This is a genomic window from Chitinivorax sp. B, assembly GCF_005503445.1.
GTDB lineage: Bacteria > Pseudomonadota > Gammaproteobacteria > Burkholderiales > SCOH01 > Chitinivorax.
Genome location: NZ_SCOH01000030.1, coordinates 21,357 through 45,412 on the forward strand (window position 1 = coordinate 21,357; position 24,056 = coordinate 45,412).

Annotated in this window: 27 protein-coding genes; 9 read left to right on the plus strand and 18 right to left on the minus strand. The window is 53.1% G+C overall.

Annotation, left to right across the window (positions count from 1 at the left end; translation table 11 throughout):
- Positions 1-93: 93 nt before the first annotated feature.
- The 4 genes from FFS57_RS17085 to mnmA are packed head-to-tail and all read left to right on the plus strand — an operon-like array spanning position 94 to position 2,832.
- Positions 94-642 carry a DUF805 domain-containing protein gene (locus FFS57_RS17085; RefSeq protein ID WP_171014027.1) on the plus strand — a complete coding sequence of 183 codons (549 nt, stop codon included), beginning with the start codon at positions 94-96 and terminating at the stop codon, positions 640-642.
- Between the two features lie 60 nt (positions 643-702).
- The gene (locus FFS57_RS17090) at positions 703-1,164 is read left to right on the plus strand and encodes an NUDIX hydrolase (protein WP_137939028.1); all 462 of its coding nucleotides are present in this window, start codon (positions 703-705) and stop codon (positions 1,162-1,164) included.
- Complete coding sequence (locus tag FFS57_RS17095) at positions 1,161-1,763, plus strand: cyclase family protein (protein WP_137939029.1); 603 nt, start codon at positions 1,161-1,163, stop codon at positions 1,761-1,763. Before FFS57_RS17090 ends, FFS57_RS17095 begins: the two co-directional genes overlap by 4 nt.
- Positions 1,764-1,767: 4 nt before the next feature.
- Positions 1,768-2,832, plus strand: coding sequence for a tRNA 2-thiouridine(34) synthase MnmA (gene mnmA / locus FFS57_RS17100; RefSeq protein WP_137939030.1), 1,065 nt, complete (start codon positions 1,768-1,770; stop codon positions 2,830-2,832).
- Between the two features lie 10 nt (positions 2,833-2,842).
- On the opposite strand, the gene FFS57_RS17105 is transcribed toward mnmA, so the two are convergent.
- On the minus strand, positions 2,843-4,114 hold the full coding sequence (locus FFS57_RS17105) for a GGDEF domain-containing protein (protein WP_171014028.1): 1,272 nt from the start codon (positions 4,112-4,114) through the stop codon (positions 2,843-2,845).
- Positions 4,115-4,147: 33 nt separating this feature from the next.
- Positions 4,148-4,756 (minus strand): glutathione S-transferase, encoded by a 609-nt coding sequence (locus FFS57_RS17110; protein ID WP_137939032.1) that lies wholly within the window; start codon positions 4,754-4,756, stop codon positions 4,148-4,150.
- A 144-nt stretch (positions 4,757-4,900) separates the two neighbouring features.
- On the opposite strand from FFS57_RS17110, the gene FFS57_RS17115 reads away from it, so the two are divergent.
- Positions 4,901-5,977: an AI-2E family transporter gene (locus FFS57_RS17115; RefSeq protein WP_137939033.1), complete on the plus strand. Its 1,077-nt coding sequence runs from the start codon at positions 4,901-4,903 to the stop codon at positions 5,975-5,977.
- Positions 5,978-6,073: 96 nt separating this feature from the next.
- Positions 6,074-6,985 carry a recombination-associated protein RdgC gene (locus tag FFS57_RS17120; RefSeq protein WP_171014029.1) on the plus strand — a complete coding sequence of 304 codons (912 nt, stop codon included), beginning with the start codon at positions 6,074-6,076 and terminating at the stop codon, positions 6,983-6,985.
- Between the two features lie 59 nt (positions 6,986-7,044).
- On the opposite strand, the gene FFS57_RS17125 is transcribed toward FFS57_RS17120, so the two are convergent.
- The 16 genes from FFS57_RS17125 to FFS57_RS17200 form a co-directional block, all read right to left on the minus strand.
- On the minus strand, positions 7,045-8,238 hold the full coding sequence (locus FFS57_RS17125) for a pyridoxal-phosphate-dependent aminotransferase family protein (RefSeq protein ID WP_137939035.1): 1,194 nt from the start codon (positions 8,236-8,238) through the stop codon (positions 7,045-7,047).
- A 294-nt stretch (positions 8,239-8,532) separates the two neighbouring features.
- Positions 8,533-10,515 (minus strand): bifunctional tRNA (5-methylaminomethyl-2-thiouridine)(34)-methyltransferase MnmC2/FAD-dependent 5-carboxymethylaminomethyl-2-thiouridine(34) oxidoreductase MnmC1, encoded by a 1,983-nt coding sequence (mnmC, locus tag FFS57_RS17130; protein WP_249384043.1) that lies wholly within the window; start codon positions 10,513-10,515, stop codon positions 8,533-8,535.
- A gap of 27 nt (positions 10,516-10,542) precedes the next feature.
- A complete protein-coding gene (iscX, locus tag FFS57_RS17135) occupies positions 10,543-10,737 on the minus strand; it encodes a Fe-S cluster assembly protein IscX (protein ID WP_137939036.1) in 195 nt (64 codons plus the stop codon).
- A gap of 19 nt (positions 10,738-10,756) precedes the next feature.
- The gene (locus FFS57_RS17140; protein ID WP_137939037.1) at positions 10,757-11,236 is read right to left on the minus strand and encodes a YbaK/EbsC family protein; all 480 of its coding nucleotides are present in this window, start codon (positions 11,234-11,236) and stop codon (positions 10,757-10,759) included.
- Entirely contained in the window at positions 11,236-11,574 is a 339-nt protein-coding gene (gene fdx, locus FFS57_RS17145; RefSeq protein WP_137939038.1) for an ISC system 2Fe-2S type ferredoxin, read from the minus strand. Before fdx ends, FFS57_RS17140 begins: the two co-directional genes overlap by 1 nt.
- Before the next feature lie 3 nt (positions 11,575-11,577).
- Entirely contained in the window at positions 11,578-13,440 is a 1,863-nt protein-coding gene (gene hscA / locus FFS57_RS17150) for a Fe-S protein assembly chaperone HscA (protein ID WP_137939039.1), read from the minus strand.
- Positions 13,441-13,512: 72 nt separating this feature from the next.
- Positions 13,513-14,046, minus strand: coding sequence for a Fe-S protein assembly co-chaperone HscB (gene hscB / locus FFS57_RS17155; protein ID WP_137939040.1), 534 nt, complete (start codon positions 14,044-14,046; stop codon positions 13,513-13,515).
- 73 nt (positions 14,047-14,119) lie between these two features.
- The gene (gene iscA / locus FFS57_RS17160; protein WP_137939041.1) at positions 14,120-14,443 is read right to left on the minus strand and encodes an iron-sulfur cluster assembly protein IscA; all 324 of its coding nucleotides are present in this window, start codon (positions 14,441-14,443) and stop codon (positions 14,120-14,122) included.
- Positions 14,444-14,460: 17 nt separating this feature from the next.
- A complete protein-coding gene (gene iscU, locus FFS57_RS17165) occupies positions 14,461-14,844 on the minus strand; it encodes a Fe-S cluster assembly scaffold IscU (protein WP_137939042.1) in 384 nt (127 codons plus the stop codon).
- Between the two features lie 68 nt (positions 14,845-14,912).
- Positions 14,913-16,124, minus strand: a complete 1,212-nt coding sequence (locus tag FFS57_RS17170) for an IscS subfamily cysteine desulfurase (protein ID WP_137939043.1) — start codon at positions 16,122-16,124, stop codon at positions 14,913-14,915.
- A gap of 35 nt (positions 16,125-16,159) precedes the next feature.
- Positions 16,160-16,645 carry a Fe-S cluster assembly transcriptional regulator IscR gene (iscR, locus tag FFS57_RS17175; RefSeq protein WP_137939044.1) on the minus strand — a complete coding sequence of 162 codons (486 nt, stop codon included), beginning with the start codon at positions 16,643-16,645 and terminating at the stop codon, positions 16,160-16,162.
- Positions 16,646-16,824: 179 nt separating this feature from the next.
- Complete coding sequence (locus FFS57_RS17180; RefSeq protein ID WP_137939045.1) at positions 16,825-17,580, minus strand: GAF domain-containing protein; 756 nt, start codon at positions 17,578-17,580, stop codon at positions 16,825-16,827.
- A gap of 124 nt (positions 17,581-17,704) precedes the next feature.
- On the minus strand, positions 17,705-19,390 hold the full coding sequence (locus tag FFS57_RS17185) for an AMP-binding protein (RefSeq protein WP_137939046.1): 1,686 nt from the start codon (positions 19,388-19,390) through the stop codon (positions 17,705-17,707).
- A gap of 289 nt (positions 19,391-19,679) precedes the next feature.
- A complete protein-coding gene (locus FFS57_RS17190) occupies positions 19,680-20,432 on the minus strand; it encodes a FadR/GntR family transcriptional regulator (protein WP_137939047.1) in 753 nt (250 codons plus the stop codon).
- Between the two features lie 97 nt (positions 20,433-20,529).
- Positions 20,530-20,865, minus strand: coding sequence for a PilZ domain-containing protein (locus tag FFS57_RS17195; RefSeq protein ID WP_137939048.1), 336 nt, complete (start codon positions 20,863-20,865; stop codon positions 20,530-20,532).
- Between the two features lie 69 nt (positions 20,866-20,934).
- The gene (locus FFS57_RS17200) at positions 20,935-21,477 is read right to left on the minus strand and encodes a hypothetical protein (protein WP_137939049.1); all 543 of its coding nucleotides are present in this window, start codon (positions 21,475-21,477) and stop codon (positions 20,935-20,937) included.
- 170 nt (positions 21,478-21,647) lie between these two features.
- Between FFS57_RS17200 and FFS57_RS17205 the strand changes: the two genes are divergently transcribed.
- The 3 genes from FFS57_RS17205 to rho all read left to right on the plus strand — a co-directional run bounded on the left by FFS57_RS17205 (position 21,648) and on the right by rho (position 23,983).
- Positions 21,648-22,052 (plus strand): RNA-binding S4 domain-containing protein, encoded by a 405-nt coding sequence (locus FFS57_RS17205; protein WP_137939050.1) that lies wholly within the window; start codon positions 21,648-21,650, stop codon positions 22,050-22,052.
- A 181-nt stretch (positions 22,053-22,233) separates the two neighbouring features.
- Positions 22,234-22,560: a thioredoxin TrxA gene (trxA, locus tag FFS57_RS17210; protein WP_137939051.1), complete on the plus strand. Its 327-nt coding sequence runs from the start codon at positions 22,234-22,236 to the stop codon at positions 22,558-22,560.
- Between the two features lie 166 nt (positions 22,561-22,726).
- Positions 22,727-23,983 (plus strand): transcription termination factor Rho, encoded by a 1,257-nt coding sequence (gene rho, locus FFS57_RS17215; RefSeq protein WP_137939052.1) that lies wholly within the window; start codon positions 22,727-22,729, stop codon positions 23,981-23,983.
- The last annotated feature ends 73 nt before the right edge of the window (positions 23,984-24,056 follow it).

Sequence of the window (24,056 nt, forward strand, 5' to 3'; positions counted from 1 at the left end):
GCGATATGTTGGCAAGCACTGACGGCATCCAGTCGCCGCCAGCGTGCTTATACAATAAAATACCCGGTTTACGTAATGGATATGGTGAGCCATATGACCTCGCAAGAACCTAGCATCAACCCCTACCAGGCACCGACAACAATGGTGGATGCGAGTGCTGACGAAACTTATCAGCCCAGTTTTCTTGCGTTGAATGGTCGTATTGGCCGGTTGCGTTACATGGCCTACCAGATGGCCAACTACTTTGCGGTGATGCTCCCATTTTCCTTGCTGAGCGGTGTATTGGGAAGAAGCTGGGGGCCATTCATGGCTGGCTTGATCATGATTGTGGGTGCGGTGTGTATGGTGATCACGTCACTGTTGATTACTCGTCGTCGCTGTCACGACATAGGCTGGAACGGTTGGACTTGCCTGCTGGCGTTGGTGCCGCTCATCAACCTGATATACCTGTTCATTCCTGGTAGCTCTGGCAAAAACCAGTACGGGTTGCCACCCAAGAAAAATAGTATTGGCGTGATTCTGATGGCTTGTGTGATGCCGGCTATCTTGCTGGTCGGTGTCATTGCTGCAATTGCGATTCCCGCGTACAAAGATTACGTCAAACTATCCCAGCCGGTGCAATTACCCTTAGTCGGTCAATGATGACGAATGGCTGGTTGATGTAAGACCTTCCCTGCAGCAAGTAACAAGGATGTAAGCACCATGAACCAGACAATCTGGAAACCCAATGTCACTGTGGCTGCCGTGATTGAGCGCAATGGTCGTTTTTTGCTGGTGGAAGAGGAAACACCGGAAGGCATCCGCTTCAACCAGCCTGCGGGTCATTTGGATGAAGGGGAATCCATCCTCAGCGCCTGCAGTCGTGAAACACGCGAAGAAACTGCTTGGCGGTTCACCCCAAAAGCATTGGTCGGGATATACCTGATACCGGTGCTAAATCGTGATATCACTTATTTGCGGTTTGCGTTTTGTGGGGAACTGGGCGAGCACGATGCGGCGCGCAAGCTGGACGACGGGATCTTGAGAGCAGTCTGGATGACACCTGAGGAAATCCGCGTCACTGCGGATCGCCATCGTAGCCCACTCGTGTTACGTTGCATGGAAGATTTTCTGATAGGTAAGCGCTATCCACTGAACATTCTGACGGAGCTATTGCCATCATGAGTTGGTTGGATTTGACACGCCCCATGGATATTGATCTGCCGATCTATCGCGAGGCTGTGTATGCAGACCCGCCAATGCAGATCACACCCTGGTGCGATGTAGCGGAGCAAGGCTATTGCGTGGCACAGTTGATGATGGGGACACAGACTGGAACCCATATCGACGCGCCACGGCACTTTCTACATGATGGCGCAACACTTGAGTCGGTATCGCTCGATTGGCTGGTTGGTCGCTACCAATGGGTAACGGTCAATACAGAAGGGGTGACACTTGAACCGGCAGTTGGACAGCCCAATTTGTTGTTTATCCGATTTGTTGAACAGGTGCGTATTGCACCTGCAGCATTACATCAATTACTGGCTGGCCCCGAACCGGTATGGGTGCTGGATGGCATGCCTGGCGTGGTCGGCCAGGATATGTTCTATTTTCATCGCACCTTGGCCGAATACGGCAAATTCCTGGTTGAAGACTTGCAGCCTGATGCTGCCTGCCAAGTGGAGTCAGGTGGCGAATTGCTGGCCATGCCATTGCGGCTGGTCGGTACCAGTGGTTCGCCGTGCCGGGTGGCGTGGCGTGCGGAACAGATTATTGGAAAGTGAAGCAATGAGTAGCAAGAAACGGGTTGTCGTCGGCATGTCCGGCGGGGTGGATTCCTCAGTGACGGCCTGGTTGCTGAAGCAACAGGGTCACGAAGTCATCGGCGTGTTCATGCAGAACTGGGAAGACGACAACGATGACGAATATTGTTCGATCAAAGAAGATGCTGCCGATGCCATTGCTGTAGCAGATATTGTTGGCATCGATATCGAAGTCGTCAATTTTGCCAAGGAGTACAAGGACCGCGTATTCAAGTACTTTCTGGATGAATACTCGGCAGGTCGAACACCCAACCCAGATGTGCTGTGCAATGCCGAGATCAAGTTCAAGGCATTTCTGGACTACGCCATGAACCTGGGTGCCGAGGTGATTGCCACGGGCCACTATGCCCGCAAGGTTGAGCAGGGTGGCAGACATTATCTGGCCAAAGCGGTAGATGACACCAAGGATCAGAGCTATTTCCTATATCGACTCAATCAGTCACAGCTGTCACGGTCCTGGTTCCCACTGGGTGATATTCGCAAAACTGAAGTCCGTCGCATGGCGGAGGAAGCCCAGTTGCCAAATTTTGGCAAAAAAGACAGCACGGGCATCTGTTTTATTGGCGAACGGCCCTTTCGTGAGTTCCTGAATCGCTATTTGCCCCGTTCTCCAGGGCCAATGGTGACACCGGAAGGCAAGGTGATGGGGCAGCATGAAGGTTTGATGTATCACACCATTGGGCAGCGCAAGGGGCTGGGAATTGGTGGGCAGGGTGAGCCCTGGTTTGTCGCAGCTAAGGATATTCCCAATAATAAGCTAATTGTGGTGCAAGGCCATGATCACCCATTGTTGCTGAAACCGGAACTGACCGCCCAGCAACTCTCATGGACGCAGGATGACGCACCTCAACCTGGCCGCTACACAGCCAAAACCCGTTATCGTCAACAAGATGCTGCGTGTACGTTGCTTGCCATTGAGGAGGGGGTGTGTACCGTGCAGTTCGATGAGCCACAGTGGGCTGTCACACCCGGTCAATCGGTAGTCCTGTATGATCACGATATTTGCCTGGGTGGTGGCATCATTCAGTAATCATTGAAAATCAATTAGTTGAAGGTGGTGATGGAGCTGGTTTGATGACGGGGCCTGCAGCCCTGCCTGCGATCACTACCCGGTTCCGTCCATCGGCCTTGGCTTGGTACAGCGCGTGGTCGGCGGCTTCGAACAGATCGATGCTGCTTTTGAATTCGCCAGGTAAGCCCCCGGCAATTCCCAGGCTGAGTGTCACAATCGCCGCAGTTGGCGAATCCGCATGGGGGATGGCTTGTGATGTCATGGCCTGTCGGATTCGCCGGGCAACAATCAGAGCGTCATCCGGGCCACATTCCCTCAGTAATACCACGAACTCTTCACCCCCATAACGCGCAGCCAAATCGCCATTGCGCTGTAAGCCGGTGCGAATGGCCTGCCCGATCTGTATCAGGCATTGATCACCGGTGGGATGGCCATAGTGATCGTTGTAGCGCTTGAAATGATCAACATCGATATAGATCAGTGACAATGGCCGATTCAATTGCCGGGCTTGTTCCCAGGCCAGGGCCATCTGCTGATCGAAGCTGCGGCGGCTGGCCAGCCCAGTCAAAGTGTCAACTGCCGCCAATCGTGACAGTTCAGCATTGGCAACAGAAAGCGCGCTGGCTCGCAGGGTCTCGCGCAGGGTGCGTAGATACTCCCGGCGCGCTTCGTATTCCATCTGGTAGTTGGCAATCAGGCTGATGATCATCGCAGCGCCAAGTTCAACCAGGCTGTTGATCTGAATTTCCAGCGGGCTACCGGTCAACGACATGACTGCCGGCACGGCACTGACGAAAATCACCACCGCACTGACCAATGTGTACCAAAATCGCATTCGAACCACGATACTGATAAACATGAAGCTGAGGACAATACCCGTTACATAGTGAATGGCATTGGCATGTCGACTGAGGCTGAAGATCACCATTAGACTGATACATGACAAAAGTATCAATATCATGGCCAGTAGATCCAGATAGCGCGCCATGCGTGGCAGACGTGCCAGACCAATGGCCAACACCATCATCGGCGTCACAATTGCCATCCGGATGACCCATGCCTCTTGATAGACGTCTGGCAACATCAACCGATCGGTGATGTTGAAGATGTTGTAGAGCACAATCGCAATCAGCCCGAGCAGGGTATAGCGCTTCGATCGTCCGGGGGCAGTGTCGCTCAGAAAGCGGTCTTCGAGCTTGGTGGAAAAACGCAGGCGTGCCATGCCGCCTGCCAGCAAGCGGTCGATGTCCGCAATCAGTTCGGTAGCGGTGTCGTTGATCGCGGTAGTGGCCGTCGTCATCAACATCCTTTACTTCATGACCGATGACTGTCGTCAGGCGACCGGTGGTATCGTCTGCAGGAAAGATTCCCGCGTCATCAACCGGTCAAAATAGCTTTGCAGTTGCGGATGTCGGTGTCGCCAGTCGATGTCGGGAAAGCGCAAGTTCAGGTAACCGAGCGTACATCCCGCTGCAATATCCGCCAAACTCAGTTGTCCGCCCACCAGCCAGGTGTCTTCCGCTGTTTTGGCCAGTGCCGCCAGGCCGGTATCGATTTTGTCCAGCTGGCGCTGTATCCACTCCGTACTTTGCTGTGCTGGTGGGCGTTTTTTCTCCAGAAATGTTGCGGCGGCGGCATCACAAATGCCATCTGCCAAAGCTTCCAGCCGTTTGACATGAACAGCCTGTAGGGCATTTGCAGGGATCAGGCTGGGGTGGCTGACTACGGTATCGAGATACTCCGCAATCACGCGTGAGTCATAATAAGCTTCGCCATCGTCGGCAAGCAATACAGGTACCTTGCCCAACGGATTATAGGCTGGGACCTGAGTGTCAGCGTTCCAGGGAATATCGACCACCAGTTCGCAGGCAATACGTTTTTCGATCAGTACAACACGAATTTTGCGGGCATAGGGGCTGGTGAGTGATGCAATCAGTTTCATGGCAGGCTCAAGTAGTCGTGGTGCAATCCAGTATAGCAACATTGCCTGCCCGAACGCCGGCAAACGGCGCCAGTGGATTGATTTCCCAACTGGCATGGTGTGATTTATCAGATAGAATCCACTCAACTTTTCTAGGAGCAGCCCGTGATCAAAGATCCTCAACACTACGCCTTGTCGCGAGTGGTGTTCTATTTGTTCATTGCCATCATCTTCTACCTGCTTTATCAGATGCTGCAGCCCTTTCTGGTGCCGTTGTGCTGGGCAGGTGTGCTGGCTGTCAGTGTCTACCCGATGCATCGCAAACTACAAGGGCGCATGACGCCACGCCGAGCTGCCTTGCTGACTACGTTTCTGGTGACCTTATTGTTGGTATTACCTGCCTTGGGCTTGGCCGCGGAACTGGTGCGGCAGGCCTATTCGGGGATCTCCGCGCTGCAAGGGGTATTGGGCGACGGGCGTTCTCCCCAGTTGCCCCCGATGTTGCTCAGCACCTGGGAATGGGCGCAAGCTCATCTGCCGTTGCCGCCCATGGAGGAATTGAAGGAAATGCTCAATGATGGCATGAAGAAGGCTGCCGCTTTTGTTGCTGGGCAAACTGCGGCTGTTGCCAGCAAATCTGCCTTGTTTCTGCTGGATTTGCTGGTCACTTTGTTCGCACTGTATTTCTGCCTGAGGGATGGTCCCCGCCTTGCGGATTATGTCCGTCGCCTGATGCCTTTTTCCAATATCCGTCGCGACCGTCTGCTGGGACAGACCCGCAATCTGATCTTTGCCAGCGTTACCACCAGCCTGCTGGTCGCCTTGGTGCAAGGAACGCTGGGCGGCATCATTTTCTTTGCGCTGGGTATCAATGGCGCCCTGTTCTGGGGGCTGGTGATGACTTTCCTAGCCTTGTTGCCTGCGATTGGTACCGCTTTGGTCTGGCTGCCCACGGCATTGTGGCTGATGGCCACCGGTGAGATCGTCAGTGGCATCGTCCTGCTGGGGTTGGGTTTTGGAGTGATCGGCATGGTTGATAATCTGTTGAGGCCAATCCTGATGTCCGGCCATAGTGAGATGAATGAACTGTTGATGTTCATCTCGATTTTGGGCGGCATTGCTGTTTTTGGCTTTCTGGGTGTCGTACTGGGTCCCGTGCTGATGGCAACCGCGATGAGTCTGACGAAAGCCTATCTGGAGGATGACGAGAAGCTGCGGGAAGAAAACCCGCCTATCGTCTGATCAGTAGCTGGGATACTTGGGGAAATCTACGGCGTGCCAGCCGTCGTTGCCTGGGATAAAATGCCCGGCCTTCATCAGACTTTGGATGTGTTCCATATGTGGTTCAAGAATCTGCAACTGTTTCGCCTGCAAGCCGACTTTACCCTGGATGCCGAACAGATCGATGAATCCCTGCGTCGTGCGCAATTTCAACGTTGTGGCAAGATGGAGATGAGCACGGTCGGTTTCCGCGCCCCACGTCCGAAACTGTCTGAAGCACTGGTCTACCCGGTGCATGGCTGTTACCTGGTTACCTTGGCTGCGGAAGAAAAGATCTTGCCGTCATCGGTCGTCAAAGAAATGGTCGAAGTCAAAGTGGTTGAGATCGAAGAGCAGCAGGACCGCAAAGTCGGTAAGAAAGAACGCCGAGATTTGTCTGAACGCGTGACAGAAGAACTGCTGCCACGTGCATTCAGCCGTGTTCGACAAACTTGGGCTTACATTGACCCGGCTAACCACTGGATTGTCGTTGATGCTGGTTCACCCAAAAAGGGCGAAGAAATGCTGGAATGGTTGCGCAAGTGCATTGATGGCCTGCGTGCCAGTCCATTGCGTACCCAAGGCAATGCCAGCCTGATCATGACCGACTGGTTGCAGAGCGGTGAGCCGCCTGCCATTTTCACGATTGACGATGACTGCGAGCTGAAAACCCCAGGTGAAGACGGTGCCGTGGTGCGGTGTAGCCGACAGGATCTGCATGCCGATGAGGTGCGTAACCATCTGGCCGCGGGCAAATTGGTGACTAAGTTGGCTGTGACCTGGCAGGATCGTCTGTCAATGATGGTGACAGAAGACCTTCAGGTGAAAAAACTGGCGTTTCTGGATATGTTGCAGGAGCAAGCCAAGGAGAGTGGTGCGGATAATGCCGAAGAGCAGTTCGATGCCAACTTCGCCATCATGACCGGTGAATTGGCTAATCTGTTGCCAGATTTGATTGAGGTGATGGGTGGTGAAATGCCCCAGGCCTGATTTGCTGTAGTTTCAAATGAAAAAGTCAGCCCAAGGCTGACTTTTTCATTTGATGGCATTCACACTGACTGGGCGGCATCTAGCGCTGTATTGGGTGTAATCGGGTGGCCGGCATCAGCTAGAACCCGTTCCAGCACCGACAATAACTGCAACACATTGTCTGCCCGGCTGGAATAGCCCATCAAACCAATCCGCCATACTTTTCCGGCCAGCTCCCCTAGGCCTGCACCAATCTCGATGCTGAACTCGCTCAGCAGTCTGGTGCGGGTTGCTTTGTCATCCACACCTTCAGGGATCAGGATGGCATTGAGCTGTGGCAGGCGGGCTGATTCCTTGACCAGGAACTGAATGCCCATGGCTTCCAACCCAGTGCGCAGCATGTTGTGGTGATGACGGTGGCGTGCCCAGGCTTGTTGCAAACCTTCCTCTCGCAACATCAAGAACGATTCGTGTAACGCATACAAGCCATTATTGGGCGCAGTATGGTGGTAGGTGCGCGTAGTGGCACCCCAGTAGCCGAGCAGCAGGTCGAGATCGAGAAACCAGCTTTGCGCCTTGCGGCTGCGGTTTTTCACGCGTTCCACCACCCGATCTGAGAAGGTGATCGGTGAAAGCCCAGGTGCGCAGGACAGGCATTTCTGGCTTCCAGAATACACTGCATCGGCACCCCATTCATCTACTTGAACTGGAATGCCACCTAGTGAGGTCACGCAATCCACAATGGTCAGGCAACCCGCATCTTGTGCAATTTTGCACAGGGTTTGGGCATCTGAAAAAGCGCCTGTTGAAGTTTCGGCATGGACGAAGGCGACGACCCTGGCATCTGGATTGGCCTTTAATGCCTCACGCAGCTTGTTCGGGTCCACGGGTTCTCCCCAGCGGTCGTCCACTGTCACGGCAATACCGCCACAGCGTTCGACATTTTCCACCATTCGGCCGCCGAATACGCCATTTCGGCACACAATCACTTTGTCACCTGGGCTGACCAGGTTCACAAAACACATTTCCATCCCGGCGGAACCCGGGCCGGATACCGGAAAGGTCAGCGCATTGTGGGTCTGGAACGCATAGCGCATCAGGCTTTTGAGTTCGTCCATCATGGTGACGAACGCCGGGTCGAGATAGCCGATGGTCGGGCGGGCCAATGCATCCAGTACCCGTCGCGGCACGTTGGACGGGCCTGGGCCCAGCAGCAGGCGCTCTGGTGGGCTGAATGGGCGAATCTCCTGCTCGGGCAGAAAACGTGAAGTCATGCTTACTCCTCAGTTTGGAATCAGTATCGTATTGGTTGTTGTCTGGCCAGTCAGAATATCGATCTCACGGTGGTGAGATGCCCCTGACTGGGTTGGAAGGGATATGACAAGCCTAACCAAAGCATGGGACGGCTGGCAATAGCCTTGATGGCGCGAATGGTGACGACGGAACCCGATTACCTGACGACTGTGACTAGGAACAGGTGCCCCATTACGCGAAGGTGTTACAAATATCCCTCGCTTGGTCCGTGTCGTAGGAATGGTCTCGAGGGTCTAGTTTCATCCCCAGCAGGGTCAATCGTCAGTCGGTTTGATTTGCGCCCTTAGTAAAAAGCGTGCTGGGTCAACGGCATCGACCAAATCACGTTCAAGTGGTAACGGTTCAGCATGAATCTGGCTGGCCAGCAGCTCTGCCATCAGCGCGGACCAGGTCAATCCCCGGGCACCTAACCCCAGTAGGGCAAACAAGCCAGCTTGCCGCGGTACTAGTTGTGGTCGATGGTGCTTACGCGGGTTGAAGGCTGAAGCATCGGCAATAGGGCCAACGATGGGCAAGCGATCAGGCGTGGCCGGACGGTAACTGACTCGGCCGGCTTGCAAGGCAGCTTGCAGGCCTTGTGTGAATCCTGGTAAGAGCCTTTCTGCAAGGCCCAGATTGGCGTGGTGGCCAGCTACATCTGGTTGGGCTGGGCCGCTGGCGGTACTGGCACCTATCGCACGAATGCCGCGCCAGGCCGGGGTGATATAGCCATCGCCACATACTACATGATTGAGTGTTGGTGTTTGTGTCGCAGGAATACAGGTCAACTGTCGCCAGGCCTGACTTAATGGCAGATGCTGACTGGGAGTGAACAAATGGGCATAACCGGCGTTGGCCAAAATCAGCATGGGAGCGCTGGCGATTAGCTGGCCCGTGCGATCTAGGCAGCGCCATTCGTGCAACTTGTCATCGTAGACAATCTGTTTAACCTCGGTATTAAAACGGGTTGTTAGCAGCGGCCCAGCCTTGTCGAGATTGGCTTGGCAGATTGAACCGGGATTGGCCCAACCTGCTTGGCCGAACCACCATCCACCAATAGTCACAGGGCGACCAACGCATTGCTTGGCTTCTTCGCGATTGACCATGTGTACAAACTCGGCTGGCAGTGCCAGGGTATCAACCACCTGAGCCTGATGCTGAAAATCAGTCTCGTCACTGGCCTGGTGCAATACACCATTACATTGCCACCAGTCCACTTGACCTGGACTGATATGGCGTAGGTGACGCCATGCATATAACAAACTGGCCCGGCTCAGGCGCGATTGGCGATTGTCATCCAATGACATCAATGGCAATAGCGCACCCACGGGGTTGCCGGAACATTCCTGTGCGGGCCCGCTGCGCCGATCGATCAAGGTGATGTGCCAGCCGCGTGCGGTCAGTCGTTCAGTTACGCTGGTACCGGCTAGGCCAGCACCCAAGACAATTGCACGCTGGGTAACGGGGATTTGCAGATGGCTTGGACGTGGGTTCTGGTAACGAGCGCTCAGCATGTTGCGCTTTTTACCGAAGCCGGGTCGTTTCTCCCAACGAAAACCCACAGATTGTATGCCTTCGCGCACGATTGCCGCGACCGTATAGGTTGCAGCCGTGGCTTCAGGTGCGGCCAAGCGCGCAACTTGTTTGAATAGGGGGGGCGACCAGAGCGCCGGGTTTTTCAAGGGTGCAAATCCATCCAGATAGAATGCATCCACTTCGGCGACCAGCTTTGGCAATGCATCCAACGCATCACCAAAGATCAGCGTCAGGCAGACTCGGCCACCCTCCAGGTGCAAGCGGTGTGTACCGGGTGCCAACAGGGGCCATTGTTGCTGCAGCTCATTGGCCATGTCGGTAAAGTCCGGCCATTGCTGATGGAGTGTCCGTAAGTCATCCGCCGAAAACGGATACTTTTCCAGCGAGATGAAATGCAGTGTGTCACACCGTGCAGTGTCAGCCCGCCAGGCCTGCCACGTGGTAAGAAAGTTCAGCCCCAGGCCAAAGCCGGTTTCCAGGATTACGAATCGCGATTTGTTCCGCCAGCGTGCTGGCAGATCGTTACCGCCCATGAACACGTGTCGCGCCTGGCCTACACCGCCATCATCGGAGTGATAGATGTCATCAAAGGCTGAGGAGAAGGGAATACCTGCTTCGGTGAAAGCGAGCTCGGCGGGCTGAATAGGTGTCGACATGAAACGGTCGCTACTGGTATTGGCCTGGTTCGGCACCCAGGTCGGTGTATAGGTATAAACCGGCATGCGGCCGGTTTGGATTGGAGTGGGTTGCTATTCTGCTTCGTCGATCCAGGCCATTTGAATGGCTTCCAGTATCTTTTCACCACAATGTTTCGGGTCGTCGTTGAAGTCTGGTAGGGCGACAACCCAGTTGAACAAGTCAGTGAAGCGAATGTTTTTGGGATCAATATCAGGGTGAGCTTCGCTCAGCTCAATTGCGATCACGCGAGAGTCAGTCCATTTCATATCAGGCTCCTGGGATACTTCAATCTAGACGAACATCGGCCAAGGTGCCGCCACTGGCGCTCACCAAATCCTTCGGTCGGATACGGAACACACTGTTGGGTGTGCCTGCCGCTGCCCACATTGCATCAAAGTGCAGAATGTCCTGATCGATCACAATGCGGATTGGGGTGATATGGCCAAATGGGGCGACACCACCAATGGCAAAGCCAGTTTGGCTGCGAACAAAGTCGGCATCGGCTTTGCCAATGGGTTCACCGATCAGGCTTGCCAGCTTGCGTTCGCAAATGCGATTGGCACCACTGGCGATCACCAGTAACGCTTGTCCACTGTGCTGACATCGGAAGACCAGAGATTTGGCAATCTGTGCCACATCGCAACCAATGGCCACTGCCGCCTGGTGCGACGTTCGGGTATGGGTATCGAATTCGACGATGTCAGTGGCCAGCCCCTGAGCATCCAAGGCTTGGCGCACACGAGCCTGGCTTGGACTGTCGGCCATCAGTGGTTTTCCTTGGCGTGATTCAGTGAATACTTGGGAATCTCGACAACTAGCGGGATGTTACCAACCTTGGCCTGACAGGACAGACGCGATGTGGGTTCCAGGCCCCAAGCTCGGTCCAGCATGTCTTCTTCATCTTCATCCGGATCGTTGAGCGAACCGAAGCCCTCGCGGATCACCACGTGACAGGTGGTGCAGGCACACACCTGGCCACAGGCATGGTCGATTTCAATATCGTGCTCCAGCAATGCATCACAAATACTGGTACCGGGCTCTGCCTCAATCACAGCACCATCAGGACAGACTTCATGGTGCGGCAGAACGACGATCTGGGTCATGGCTTACTCCAAACTGGTAATGTTTTGCCCGGCCAGGGCTTGGCGAATCTTGGCATCCATGCGGCGGGCGGCGAAATCGGCAGTGGCATGGTTGAGGGCATCGGTCAATTGACGGATGGTTGAAGCATCGGCCGTATGCAAGGCCTGACGCAGTGTGTCTATACTGGCTTGGACCGTGGTACGCTCGGTCTCGTCCAGTAACCTGCTATCCTGCGCCAACGCAGTATCGGTTGCATCAATCAAGGCCTGGGCTTCAACTTGCGCTTCCCGCAGGTTGCGTGCGCCCATATCCTCGCTGGCATGCTGCATGGATTCCTGCAGCATGCGGGCGATGTCATCGTCACCCAGACCGTAAGAGGGTTTCACCGCAATGCTGGCTTCCACGCCGGTACTGAGTTCTCGGGCAGAAACCGACAGCAGACCATCTGCATCGACCTGAAAAGTCACGCGGATGCGGGCGGCACCTGCAACCATCGGAGGGATGCCACGCAGCTCAAAACGCGCCAGCGAACGGCAATCGCTTACCAACTCCCGTTCGCCTTGCAATACGTGGATCGCCATCGCTGTCTGGCCATCTTTGTATGTCGTGAATTCCTGCGCACGGGCAATTGGAATGGTTGAATTGCGCGGAATGATTTTTTCCACCAGCTCGCCCATGGTTTCCAATCCCAACGAGAGCGGAATCACATCTAGCAGCAACCAGTCATCCTGTGCCTTGTTGCCCGCCAGCACGTTGGCTTGAATGGCGGCGCCCAGTGCGACGACCTTGTCTGGGTCCAGATTGGTCAAAGGTTCCTTGCCAAAGAAATCGGCAACGGCTCGGCGAATCTGGGGCATGCGGGTGGCTCCGCCAACCATGACAACGCCATCAATGTCATCAATGGTCAGTTTGGCGTCGCGCAACGCTTTGCGAACGGGAATCAGCGTTTTGTTGACCAGCGTGCGGCTGATGTCGGTGAAGATTTCACTGGTGATCGTCTGATTGACTACACTGCCGTCAGATAGAATGGCGGTGATGTCGGCCACGCCGTGATCTGTGAGTGCTTCTTTGGCTGAGCGGGATTTGGTCAGCAGCAAGCGGGTATCACGGGCAGAGGGCAGGGTAACGCCAGCCTGTTGCAAGGCCCAGCAGTACACGCGATGATCAAAGTCATCCCCGCCGAGTGCAGAATCGCCACTGGTGGAAAGTACCTCAAACACCCCCAGCGTAAGTTTGAGGACGGATACGTCAAATGTGCCCCCCCCCAAGTCATACACTACATAGGTGCCTTCGCTGTTGTTGTCCAAGCCATAAGCCACTGCGGCAGCGGTCGGTTCATTCAGCAGACGCAGCACTTCCAGGCCGGCTAGTTTGGCTGCATCTTTGGTGGCTTGGCGTTGTGCATCGTCAAAATAGGCGGGCACCGTGATCACCGCGCCCGTCAATTCTCCACCCAAGCTCTTCTCGGCACGTTCTTTCAAGCGTTTGAGAATTTCTGCGGAGACTTCCACCGGGCTTTTGATGCCAGCCGTGGTACGCAATTGGACCATACCAGGTGCATCGACAAACTTGTAAGGCAGATTCTCGTGGCCTTCGATATCGCGCAGACCGCGCCCCATGAATCGTTTCACGGAGACGATGGTGCTGTGCGGGTCGTCATTCTGGCGGGCTTGCGCGGCAAAACCAACATCCACATGCTGATCTGCACGGTAATGCACCACAGACGGTAACAATGGGCGGCCTTGCTCGTCATCCAATACGGTAGCAGCGCCGGAGCGCACGGTGGCCACCAGCGAATTGGTGGTGCCGAGGTCAATACCAACAGCCAGCCGATGCTGATGAGGGGCGGTGGAAAGTCCGGGTTCGGAAATCTGCAGGAGAGCCATGTTGAGCGGCACTTTTCAAAAAATTAAATCAAAACAAGGCAGCATGCCGACGAATTGCAATGGATCGCTGGATCAGGAAAGGGTTGCATCAATCGCATTGCCGATTTCTTCATCCAGTTTTTCCATGAACCTGAGTTTGCGAACTGTGGTGGCCGCCAGATCGGTACGGCCTTCTTCATCCAGCAATGTGTGCAGCGTGTGGTGCAGATCATTCACTTCATGGCGCAGGCGGCGGGAGAGCTGTTCCAGCTCCGCCACGTTCTGGCTGAACTTGGCTTCCATAATGGCCTCACGCCATTCCATCTGTGCCATCAGAAATTCGGAAGGCATCGCCGTGTTGGTTTCTTCCTGGGTATCCACCCCCGCCAGGTGCAATAAGTAACGGGCTCTGCTCAGCGGTTTGCGTAGTGTTTGGTAAGCCTCGTTGGTTTGGGTTGCCCATTGCAGTGACCGACGCTTTTCGGCATCACTCAGATGAGCATAGCGATCCGGATGAACCTCTGATTGAACGCGGCGATAAGCTTGTTCAAGGGCGCTCAAATCCAGTTCGAAGCGCACTGGCAAGCCGAACAGTTCGAAGTGGTTTTGTCTGAAATCGATGCTCATGAAATCCTTATCCGCGTTGCCACGAAAAAGCCGCAAGCGTCTGCCTGCGGCTTAGGCAGTCAGATCCATAAGATCAGACGTTGAAACTTTCCCCGCAGCCGCACTCGTTCTTGACGTTTGGGTTGTTGAACTTGAAGCCTTCGTTCAGCCCTTCGCGCACAAAGTCCAGCTCTGTACCATCAAGATATGGCAAGCTTTTGGCATCAGTGATGACTGTTACACCATGGCTTTCGAATGTCAGGTCGCTGTCGACCACTTCATCAACGAATTCCAGTTTGTAAGCCATACCGGAGCAGCCCGAAGTACGTACACCCAGACGGATGCCGACCCCTTTGCCCCGTTTGGCCAGAAAATTCGATACATGTTTGGCGGCGCGTTCTGATAATGTAATAGCCATGGAACAGTTTCTCCTGGTCAGGCGGTATGCTTGGCTTTGTAATCTGCAACAGCGGCCTTGATGGCATCTTCTGCCAGGATTGAGCAGTGAATTTTCACCGGTGGCAATGCCAACTCTTCGGCAATCTGGGTGTTCTTGATATCCATGGCCTGATCCAGTGTCTTGCCCTTGACCCATTCGGTGATCAGTGATGAAGAAGCAATTGCCGAACCACAGCCATAGGTTTTGAATTTGGCATCCTCAATCACGCCTTGTTCGTTTACCTTGATCTGCAACTTCATCACGTCGCCACAGGCCGGTGCACCAACCATTCCGGTGCCTACCGATCCATCGCCCTTGTCAAATGAACCCACGTTTCGAGGGTTTTCGTAGTGATCAATCACCTTGTCGCTATAAGACATGTCGTACTCCTGATCAATGCGTTCAGGCTATTGCCTGAATACTGGCCAGACAACGTCCGGCCTTAAAGTCAATGTGCTGCCCACTGAACGGTATTCAGATCGATACCGTCTTTATACATCTCCCACAAGGGTGACATCTCACGCAGCTTGCCAATTTTCTGTCGGAGCAGGTTGATGGTGAAGTCGATGTCTTCCTCTGTAGTGAAGCGGCCGATCGAGAAACGGATCGAGCTGTGTGCCAATTCATCGTTACGGCCTAGGGCTCGCAACACATAGGAGGGCTCAAGACTGGCGGAAGTACAGGCTGAACCACTTGATACCGCCAGATCCTTGATCGCCATGATCAAGGATTCACCTTCAACAAAGTTGAAGCTGACGTTCAGGTTATGCGGCACGCGCTGTTCCATGTCGCCATTCAAATAGACTTCTTCAATGCTTTGCAGACCTTGCCACAAGCGATCACGCAACGTGCGGATGCGTTCGTTTTCTGCCGCCATGTCTGCTTTGGCGATACGGAAGGCTTCCCCCATACCGACAATCTGGTGAGTCGCCAGGGTGCCGGAACGCATACCACGCTCGTGACCACCACCATGCATCTGCGCCTCCAGACGCACACGTGGCTTTCGGCGCACATACAATGCACCAATACCTTTCGGCCCATAAGTCTTGTGGGCCGAAAAACTCATCAGATCGACCTTCAGCTTGGATAGATCGATTTCTACCTTACCGGTAGCCTGGGCTGCATCCACATGGAAAATAATGCCTTTTTCACGGCATAGCTCACCAATCTCGGCAATGGGTTGAACTACGCCAATCTCGTTGTTGACCATCATCACCGAGATCACGATGGTATCCGGGCGGATCTCGTCACGCAGTTTCCCAAGATCCAACAAACCATTCTCTTCAGGTGCCATATAGGTCACCTCAAAGCCTTCGCGCTCCAGTTCACGGCAAGGGTCTAACACTGCTTTGTGTTCAGTCTTGATGGTGATGATGTGTTTACCCTTGGTCTGATAAAAGTGCGCAGCGCCTTTTAGAGCCAGGTTGTCGGACTCGGTCGCACCGGATGTCCAGACGATTTCCTTTGGATCGCAATTGACCAATGCAGCTACCTGTTCACGCGCTTCTTCCACGGCTTTTTCCGCCTCCCAGCCGAAGCTGTGCGAACGGGATGCGGGGTTGCCGAAGAGTTCGGTCAGATAGGGAATCATTTTCTGCGCGACCCGTGGATCAACAGGCGTGGTAGCCGAATAATCCAGGTAGATCGGGAGTTTGGTCATGCGATGCTCTCCAAGTGTCGGTAAAGGGTGCGGGTTCAGACCGAAGCACCCGCGGTCGGCTTGTTGCCGGTTACGCGTTTATCTTGCAGGACGGCGACATCACAGGCGTGTTCCTTGGCTCGCTGGCTTTCTACCAGCTGGCCCAGTGATACCGACGCCAAATATTCGAAAATCGTGACATTCAAGCTTGCCCACAAATCGTGGGTCATGCATCGATGCTCTTCCAGACAGTTTTCCTTGCCACCACATTGAGTGGCGTCAATTGGCTCATCCACTGCCTGGATTATCTCGGCAACTGAAATGTCCTGAGGTGGTTTGGCCAGGCAATAGCCACCACCGGGCCCACGTACGCTCTCTACCAGTTGGCGGCGGCGCAGCTTGCCAAACAATTGCTCAAGATAAGACAGCGAGATGCGCTGCCGGTCGGCAATGCCTGCCAGCGTCACGGGGCCATTACCCTGGCGTAACGCCAGATCGAGCATGGCGGTAACGGCGAAGCGGCCTTTGGTGGTGAGGCGCATGGACTGTCCTTGTGACGCGAAGAGTTTGGATAACTGACTGGCAGTATATAATTCCCGATTAAATCAGTCAACTATTAGCAAAGGGGGATTTTTGATGCGGAGCAAGAAACAGCAAGGTTAGGATCGGGAGTAGTCGACGATTTTACTGGGCTTTAAGTCAACTGACAAATTGGCTGTATTTACTCTCGACGATCCAACCGTTTTTTGTGCTTGGCAATATTGTCATTGAGCTGATGGATGATTTCGGTGGCAGTACTGATGATTTGATTGGGATTGAACCCAGCACGGGTAAGTTCTCGGTAGAAGGTCTTGGCCAGAATGCGTGCTAGCTGGTCCGGGTTTTGTGTTGCGTTGAATGCAAAGGGAGAGTTGCCTTCTGTTTGGCGTTGCAGCAAGGCGAGTTGTGCAAAGCGTGAATTCAGAACATTCTGCAATTGGATGACTTGAATGGCTTTGCCAATGAACAGTGCGGCAATATCCAATAGGTGCTGGTCATCGATATTGAACGGTCGTTTGTGGCGATTGCCGCTGATATTGATAACGCCAATGATGTCACTGTTGAGGATGATCGGTGAGGAGATCATCGATTTCCGAGGGTCATCACATCGTTTGGCATAGTCTGCAAAGGGCGATTGTTCAATGTCCGCGATCAGGAGCGACCGACCGGTTTCCAGTACATGGCCGGCGATTCCTTCGCCCTTACGTACGGAAACGTCCATTGCATCTTGATGCAAAGGGCCATAGCTGGCGACCAACTTGAGCTGGACATCTCCAATGTCAGCATGGCTTAATAGCATCAAAGAGCAATAATCCGCAGACAACATTTTTGCAGCCAATTCAGCAAGTTCGTATAGCCGGTCATCCAAGCTACCCTCGCTGTCAATGAAATTGGAGAGGGCAGTCAGTTGTTGCAGGATCTGGGCGTTGTCTGGCATGGGCATCACCCGCATTAGCAATTGGGCTCAACCTTAGTATAGGTGGTGATGTATGCACATGCCTGACATTTGTGCAGTGCGGTACCCACTGCTGGTACGATTCTGCTGTGCTGGCTACGAACCCTCATGTCGTTTCTATCGGCGTTTTCAGCGCTGCCAGCGCTTCGTCTCGTAGATCTTTGCGTAGAATCTTGCCAACATTGGTTTTGGGCAAGTCTTCACGAAACACCACTTCTTTTGGTACTTTGTATGCAGTCAACAATTGTCTGCAGTGTTCGATGACATTGTGCTCTGTCAGAATTGGATCTTTCTTGACAATATAGGCCCTTACCAGTTCGCCACTGTCGTCATGTGGCATCCCAATGACAGCTACTTCCAGCACACCAGCGTGTTGTGCGATGACATTCTCTACTTCATTCGGGTAGACATTGAATCCCGAAACCAAAATCATATCTTTCTTGCGGTCAACAATACGAATACGGCCGTCAGCCTCCAGTTGGGCAATGTCGCCCGTCATCAGCCATCCATTCGGGCTGAGTACCTTGCGGGTTTCTTCGGGGCGATGCCAGTATCCGATCATCACGTTCGGACCTTTGACACAGAGCTCGCCGGGTTCGCCAATACCTTGTGCGTTGCCATGCGCATCGACAATGCGGACATCGATGGATGGTAAGGGCAATCCCACTGTACCGGTGAAGGTAGGCGTTTGTGGTGGATTGATGGAGACAACCGGTGCCGCTTCAGTCAGGCCATAGCCTTCCAGGATCATACATCCGGTACGTTGCTGCCAGCGAGTTGCGACCGCTTCCTGTGTAGCCATGCCGCCAGATAGCGAGAATCGCAAGCGAGAGCAATCAACTTGATCGAAGTTGGGGTTGTTCAGCAGTGCGTTGAACAGTGTATTGACGCCGATGATGGCTGTGAACTGGGCATCCTTGATCACTTTGATAAAAGTATCGGTATCGCGAGGATTGGTGATCAAGATGTTGGATCCACCGGCCATGAAGAACGTAATGCTGGCAACCAGGGCAAACACGTGATAGATCGGTAACGCCGTTATCATGATCTCGTTTTCGGTGATCTGCGCGCCTGCAGTAATTTGCAGCACATTGGCGATGATATTGCGATGCGTGAGCATGGCCCCTTTTGATAGGCCGGTCGTTCCGCCGGTGTATTGCAAAAATGCAATGTCGGTATGGTGTAATACTGGTGCAATCAAAGTATGTTGAGCACCTTTGTGTAAGGCTTGTTTGAAACGTATTGCACCAGGTAAGAAATACGAAGGTACCAGCTTTTTGACGTGCTTGATTGCGAAGTTTAGTAGCCAGCGTTTTGGGGTAGGGCATAAATCGGCCAGCTCAGTAACGATGATGTGTTTGATTGGTGTTTGAGCTAAGGCTGTTTGAAGTGTGGTGGCAAAATTGGCTGCAATCAGGATCGTTTGAGCGCCTGCATCGTTTAGCTGGTGCGTCAGCTCCCGCGCGGTATAAAGCGGGTTGACGTTGACGATGACCAAACCAGCTCGTAATGCCCCGAAAATGGCGACGGGATATTGCAACGAATTGGGCATCATCAGCGCTATCCGATCACCTGCTTTCAACCCCAATACCTGTTGCAGATAAGCTGCAAAGTGGCGGGCATGTTGATCCAGTTCGTGATAGCTCATGGGTGTCATTAAGTTGATGAAAGCGGGCTTATCACCGTATCTGGTCACAGCTTCATCCAGCATTACTACAATTGACGAATACTGGTCAGGATTTATTTCATGAGGGGTGTTGATCGGATAGTGCTGCTGCCAGATTCTCTGCATCTTGTCTCTCCTTTGCCTGGTGTTGGTATGCCCCGGATGATTGAACTGAGGTCTGCCACGAATGCCATCATTGTTCTATGTGGGATTGGCTGGCTGATGTATTGCGGTCGAATGAGTGCACACCTCCAGAAAGTGGATAGTGAGTAGAGTTTTTGCTCTTGATGGTGATCATAGCGATAAGGGACGAGACTGCGCTAGCAGAATGGATATGCGGCTTTGGCATATCTTGATGTCGTTTGCCAGTTGATCGGAATGTGGCCATCAACTGGGTGTTTGGCCTGATGACGTTTTAAAGCGGGGAGCGGATCAATTTGGGTTCGGGAGGTAGGCTGTGCAGGTAGACTCGTAATGGTTCGGTTGCTTCACGCAGGTAGTGCCGGTAGTGATCCATCAAATGGTAGCCTTGTATGTCACCAGCCAGCACTTGTCGAAGGAGGTTTTGGTGAAAGGCGATATGGTGTGCTGGGTCACCGTGCTCGAAAAATAGCTTGGCGATGCGCCGCCGCAGTAACGAAGTTGAATTACCGATCAGTTGCATCATTATGCTGCCTAGCTGCCTGTTCAGCATGTTCTGCAGTTCGATTTCCAATGTAATGATGGTGCTCAGACCATGCGGGTTTTGCAGTGCTGACAATTGACACGCCAGAATGTCTTCAATTGTAGCCGCCTGCCGCCGACTTTCCTGATGGCTGGCAGCCATCATTACGGTCAATGGCATAAAAAATACCCATTGATCAAGTGCTTCTAATAAAAAACGCCCACCCAGATCCAGTTGCTCAATGCTAAATACGCATGCAAGAAAGTCAATGCCGCTGTGTTCCCGATAGTCGGAAATGGTGATGCCCGATCCTTGTACCGATCGAATCAGGTTCATTCGGGCTAGTTGTTTCAGCGCCATACGTAGCGAGGTACGATCCACGCCGAGTTGATCAGCATACAGGCGCTCCGGAGGAAGTTTGTCCCCTGGCTTCAGGTCGCCAATGAAAATCTTGGCAATCAGATAGTCGGCGATGTGGTCGGGCAGGGTACGCTGGTTGTTCATCCGATCACCTCTGCTGCCGGGGGCATTGGCGTATGGTCAAGGACGGTGGACAAGGGGGATCAACCATCCAGGCTGACTCGACGAAAACAATGCCGGATCAGCCACGAATCAATTTGCCAATTTTTGTCTTGAAGTCAGCTGATGGCTGCACGAATTTCACACCGCAACGAAACTGGCTAATGTTACCCACCAAAGAGCAATGGACGACCTCAATCTGTGTCTCAAGGTATTGCTTGCTGTTGGTGGCGGCGTTGAAAAATTCGAGAATCAACCGATATTGCTGTCCGATGCGCAATGCTACATCGGTGAGAATACCCGCACCGCTGATTGATACCTCCACGGTCTGGCCCTTGATTGGTTCTCTCGAGCCAGCCACAAAGACGGCGGCGCGTAAATGCAACTGCATTCTTGGGTGCTGGCGTTGCTCGGACATGTAACAAACTCCATCGTTACCCGGGTGCAGGAATTCAGGAATTATAGTGTGGTTGGATTCGTTCAGTCATTACGGCGGGGGGAGATCAAAGCGAATCTCGTGCAGAATCGACCAGTCGTTACCCTGACGGTACATTAGGCGTACCCGCACCAAACTGGCATTGACTGAGCAAGGGAATGTCATGGCTGTGGTGCAATTCTCTGCTTGCCGTAACACGCTTTCCGATCGCTCGGGATGCTTGTTCAGTATTTGATGAATTTCTTTTGTTGTTACTGACGGGAAGCGGCCTTCTTCCCCATCGGCAAAACGCGGGCCAGCAAACTCTACTTTGTCAAGGCGTTGGAGTGTTTGCCATTCGCTTCGGTAATGTTTCCAGTCGGTCAGCGTGATTCCCCCTGATGGGTGCGATATGGTCAGGCTGTTTTCCAGTTGTGCCTCCAGCTTGACTTGTCTATCCGCCTCTGGTGGCAAAATGAAGCGATAACGGGCCAATGCCTCCAACGAGTCGGCCGCCAAATTGGTAACAGGACGGCTGAAATTGGAAAGCTGTATCAGCCCGAATCGAGAGTCGATACCACGGGTATCGATTTCAAGCTGGCTAATCTTATCCAATGCAACTACGTGTGAAGTGGATAAATACGTTAGCGTGATCAGGGAAACAGCAAACAAACGACGCATTGTGATTTTTTATTGTCTCGATTGATAAGGACGAATTGCCAGTTGCGTATCTGTCGAGTCATCATAGCATCCATCAGGGGCAATCTCGCAAGGGCAATCAACGAATGAGTAAATCAAATGACGGGCAGCACGATGGGAAGGTCCGGATCGACAAATGGCTTTGGGCTGCGCGTTTCTACAAAACACGCAGTCTGGCTACAGAGGCGGTTGATTTAGGGAGAGTGCTGATCAACGATGATCGTATCAAGCCTGCCCGTATTATCAAGCTGGGGGATACCGTACAGCTGCGTCGTGGTGATGATACGGCTACAGTCATGGTCAAGGGAGTGAGTGAGAGCCGCGGACCCGCGCCGATGGCACAACTGCTGTATGAAGAAACTGCGGAAAGCCTGGCAGCCCGGGTTGAACGCAAGGAGCAGGCAAAACTTCTAACCAGTGACGGATTTCAGGGCAAAGGGCGCCCAACTAAGCGCGACCGGCGTCAGCTGATGCGATTTGAAGGCAATTGACCGTTTGGATTGTTGAGTGGCGGTAGCGGATCGCCTTTTCAGTAGCGCCCATTTCAGCTAGCATTCGCAACATACTCGGGATCTGTACAGACATGATTCTCAGCCCTTGATGAATCGCCCTGCCGACACCATCTTTATGTATTGCCGACTAATCGGCACCCAATTTTCCAGTGAGGACACAATGAGTGAACACATCCACTATGTAACCGACGCAACATTCGAAGCCGAAGTGCTGCAATCCAGTACGCCGGTTCTGGTTGACTACTGGGCTGACTGGTGTGGTCCTTGCAAAATGATTGCGCCGATTCTGGATGAGGTTGCACAGGAGTACGCTGGTCGCCTGAAAGTCGCAAAGCTTAACATCGACGAAAACCAGGCAACACCACCAAAGTATGGCATTCGTGGTATCCCTACACTGATGATTTTCAAGAATGGCAATGTAGAAGCTACCAAAGTTGGTGCGTTAGCTAAATCGCAATTGACGGCGTTTATTGACAGCACTATTTAAACAAGCTATCTTCAGCTCAGAATAAATCGTTAATTGAGCAGTTCCGAATCCGGGACCACCAGTCCAAGAGACTTGCAATCCCGGATACCAGTTTTTCCTCGCATTCCTTAACCAGTTACCGATATTTCCCGCTAACCCTCCCTTTTTCCGTATTCACGGCGAAACCATGCATTTATCTGACCTGAAGCACTTGCACGTCTCGCAGCTCGTTGAAATGGCTATTGCCAACGAGATCGATGGCGCCAACCGCCTGCGTAAGCAGGATTTGATTTTTGCCTTGCTCAAGAATCAGGCCAAAAAAGGCGAAAGCATTTTTGGCGAAGGAACGCTCGAGGTGCTGCCTGACGGCTTCGGCTTCCTGCGTTCGCCTGATACCTCCTATTTGGCAGGGCCTGACGATATTTATGTCAGTCCTTCGCAGATTCGGCGATTCAATCTGCACACCGGAGACTCGATAGATGGTGAGATCCGTACGCCGAAAGAGGGGGAGCGTTATTTCGCACTGGTCAAGGTTGACAAAGTCAATGACGAGCCACCCGAGAACTCCAAACACAAAATCCTGTTTGAGAACCTGACGCCGCTATTTCCGACACAGCCACTCAAGCTTGAACGCCCGATTTTGGGGGAGGAAAACAACACTGGTCGTGTCATCGACATGATTGCGCCTATTGGTAAAGGCCAGCGTGCCTTACTGGTGGCGCCACCCAAGTCGGGCAAGACGGTAATGTTGCAGCATATTGCACATTCCATTGCGCAAAATCATCCAGAAGTTTATTTGATTGTTCTTTTGATTGATGAGCGCCCGGAAGAAGTGACTGAGATGCAACGCTCTGTAAAGGGTGAGGTTGTCAGTTCTACTTTTGATGAGCCAGCTGCACGACATGTTCAGGTCGCCGAAATGGTGATCGAAAAAGCCAAGCGCTTGGTCGAGCATAAGAAGGATGTGGTCATTTTGCTGGATTCCATCACTCGACTGGCGCGCGCCTATAACACGGTTGTGCCGGCATCCGGCAAAGTGTTGACCGGTGGTGTGGACGCGAATGCATTGCAGCGGCCAAAGCGTTTCTTTGGCGCTGCTCGCAACATCGAAGAAGGCGGTTCGTTGACTATCATCGCCACAGCGTTGATTGATACCGGTTCTCGCATGGATGATGTGATCTATGAAGAGTTCAAGGGGACCGGCAATATGGAGATCCACTTGGATCGTCGAATGGCAGAAAAGCGAATCTATCCTGCCATCAACGTCAATCGTTCTGGTACTCGCCGTGAAGAATTGCTAATTCCACAGGATCAACTCCAGAAAATCTGGATACTGCGTAAATTGTTGTATCCGATGGATGATCTGGAGGCGATGGAGTTTCTGCAAGACAAGATCAGAGGGACGAAGAATAACGGCGACTTTTTTGACTCCATGCGTCGCTGATCTGTAGCGCATCTTTCTCGCACAAGCTTGTTTCGACAGCCTTTTGCGGTTAATGCTTGCCAAACATAGATGT

Bases quoted from the DNA above. Each gene is read 5' to 3' on its own strand.
- FFS57_RS17140 (WP_137939037.1), bottom strand. From the start codon at position 11,236: ATGGCCGACAGTCCAAGCCAGGCTCGTGTGCGCCAAGCCTTGGATGCT.
- hscB (WP_137939040.1), bottom strand. From the start codon at position 14,046: ATGAGCATCGATTTCAGACAAAACCACTTCGAACTGTTCGGCTTGCCA.
- FFS57_RS17120 (WP_171014029.1), top strand. From the start codon at position 6,074: ATGTGGTTCAAGAATCTGCAACTGTTTCGCCTGCAAGCCGACTTTACC.
- FFS57_RS17205 (WP_137939050.1), top strand. From the start codon at position 21,648: ATGAGTAAATCAAATGACGGGCAGCACGATGGGAAGGTCCGGATCGAC.
- mnmC (WP_249384043.1), bottom strand. From the start codon at position 10,515: ATGCCGGTTTATACCTATACACCGACCTGGGTGCCGAACCAGGCCAAT.
- FFS57_RS17105 (WP_171014028.1), bottom strand. From the start codon at position 4,114: ATGACGACGGCCACTACCGCGATCAACGACACCGCTACCGAACTGATT.
- mnmA (WP_137939030.1), top strand. From the start codon at position 1,768: ATGAGTAGCAAGAAACGGGTTGTCGTCGGCATGTCCGGCGGGGTGGAT.
- trxA (WP_137939051.1), top strand. From the start codon at position 22,234: ATGAGTGAACACATCCACTATGTAACCGACGCAACATTCGAAGCCGAA.
- iscX (WP_137939036.1), bottom strand. From the start codon at position 10,737: ATGAAATGGACTGACTCTCGCGTGATCGCAATTGAGCTGAGCGAAGCT.
- iscA (WP_137939041.1), bottom strand. From the start codon at position 14,443: ATGGCTATTACATTATCAGAACGCGCCGCCAAACATGTATCGAATTTT.
- FFS57_RS17180 (WP_137939045.1), bottom strand. From the start codon at position 17,580: ATGCCAGACAACGCCCAGATCCTGCAACAACTGACTGCCCTCTCCAAT.
- hscA (WP_137939039.1), bottom strand. From the start codon at position 13,440: ATGGCTCTCCTGCAGATTTCCGAACCCGGACTTTCCACCGCCCCTCAT.
- FFS57_RS17125 (WP_137939035.1), bottom strand. From the start codon at position 8,238: ATGACTTCACGTTTTCTGCCCGAGCAGGAGATTCGCCCATTCAGCCCA.
- FFS57_RS17085 (WP_171014027.1), top strand. From the start codon at position 94: ATGACCTCGCAAGAACCTAGCATCAACCCCTACCAGGCACCGACAACA.
- FFS57_RS17190 (WP_137939047.1), bottom strand. From the start codon at position 20,432: ATGAACAACCAGCGTACCCTGCCCGACCACATCGCCGACTATCTGATT.
- FFS57_RS17090 (WP_137939028.1), top strand. From the start codon at position 703: ATGAACCAGACAATCTGGAAACCCAATGTCACTGTGGCTGCCGTGATT.
- FFS57_RS17095 (WP_137939029.1), top strand. From the start codon at position 1,161: ATGAGTTGGTTGGATTTGACACGCCCCATGGATATTGATCTGCCGATC.
- FFS57_RS17110 (WP_137939032.1), bottom strand. From the start codon at position 4,756: ATGAAACTGATTGCATCACTCACCAGCCCCTATGCCCGCAAAATTCGT.
- rho (WP_137939052.1), top strand. From the start codon at position 22,727: ATGCATTTATCTGACCTGAAGCACTTGCACGTCTCGCAGCTCGTTGAA.
- iscU (WP_137939042.1), bottom strand. From the start codon at position 14,844: ATGTCTTATAGCGACAAGGTGATTGATCACTACGAAAACCCTCGAAAC.
- FFS57_RS17185 (WP_137939046.1), bottom strand. From the start codon at position 19,390: ATGCAGAGAATCTGGCAGCAGCACTATCCGATCAACACCCCTCATGAA.
- iscR (WP_137939044.1), bottom strand. From the start codon at position 16,645: ATGCGCCTCACCACCAAAGGCCGCTTCGCCGTTACCGCCATGCTCGAT.
- FFS57_RS17170 (WP_137939043.1), bottom strand. From the start codon at position 16,124: ATGACCAAACTCCCGATCTACCTGGATTATTCGGCTACCACGCCTGTT.
- fdx (WP_137939038.1), bottom strand. From the start codon at position 11,574: ATGACCCAGATCGTCGTTCTGCCGCACCATGAAGTCTGTCCTGATGGT.
- FFS57_RS17195 (WP_137939048.1), bottom strand. From the start codon at position 20,865: ATGTCCGAGCAACGCCAGCACCCAAGAATGCAGTTGCATTTACGCGCC.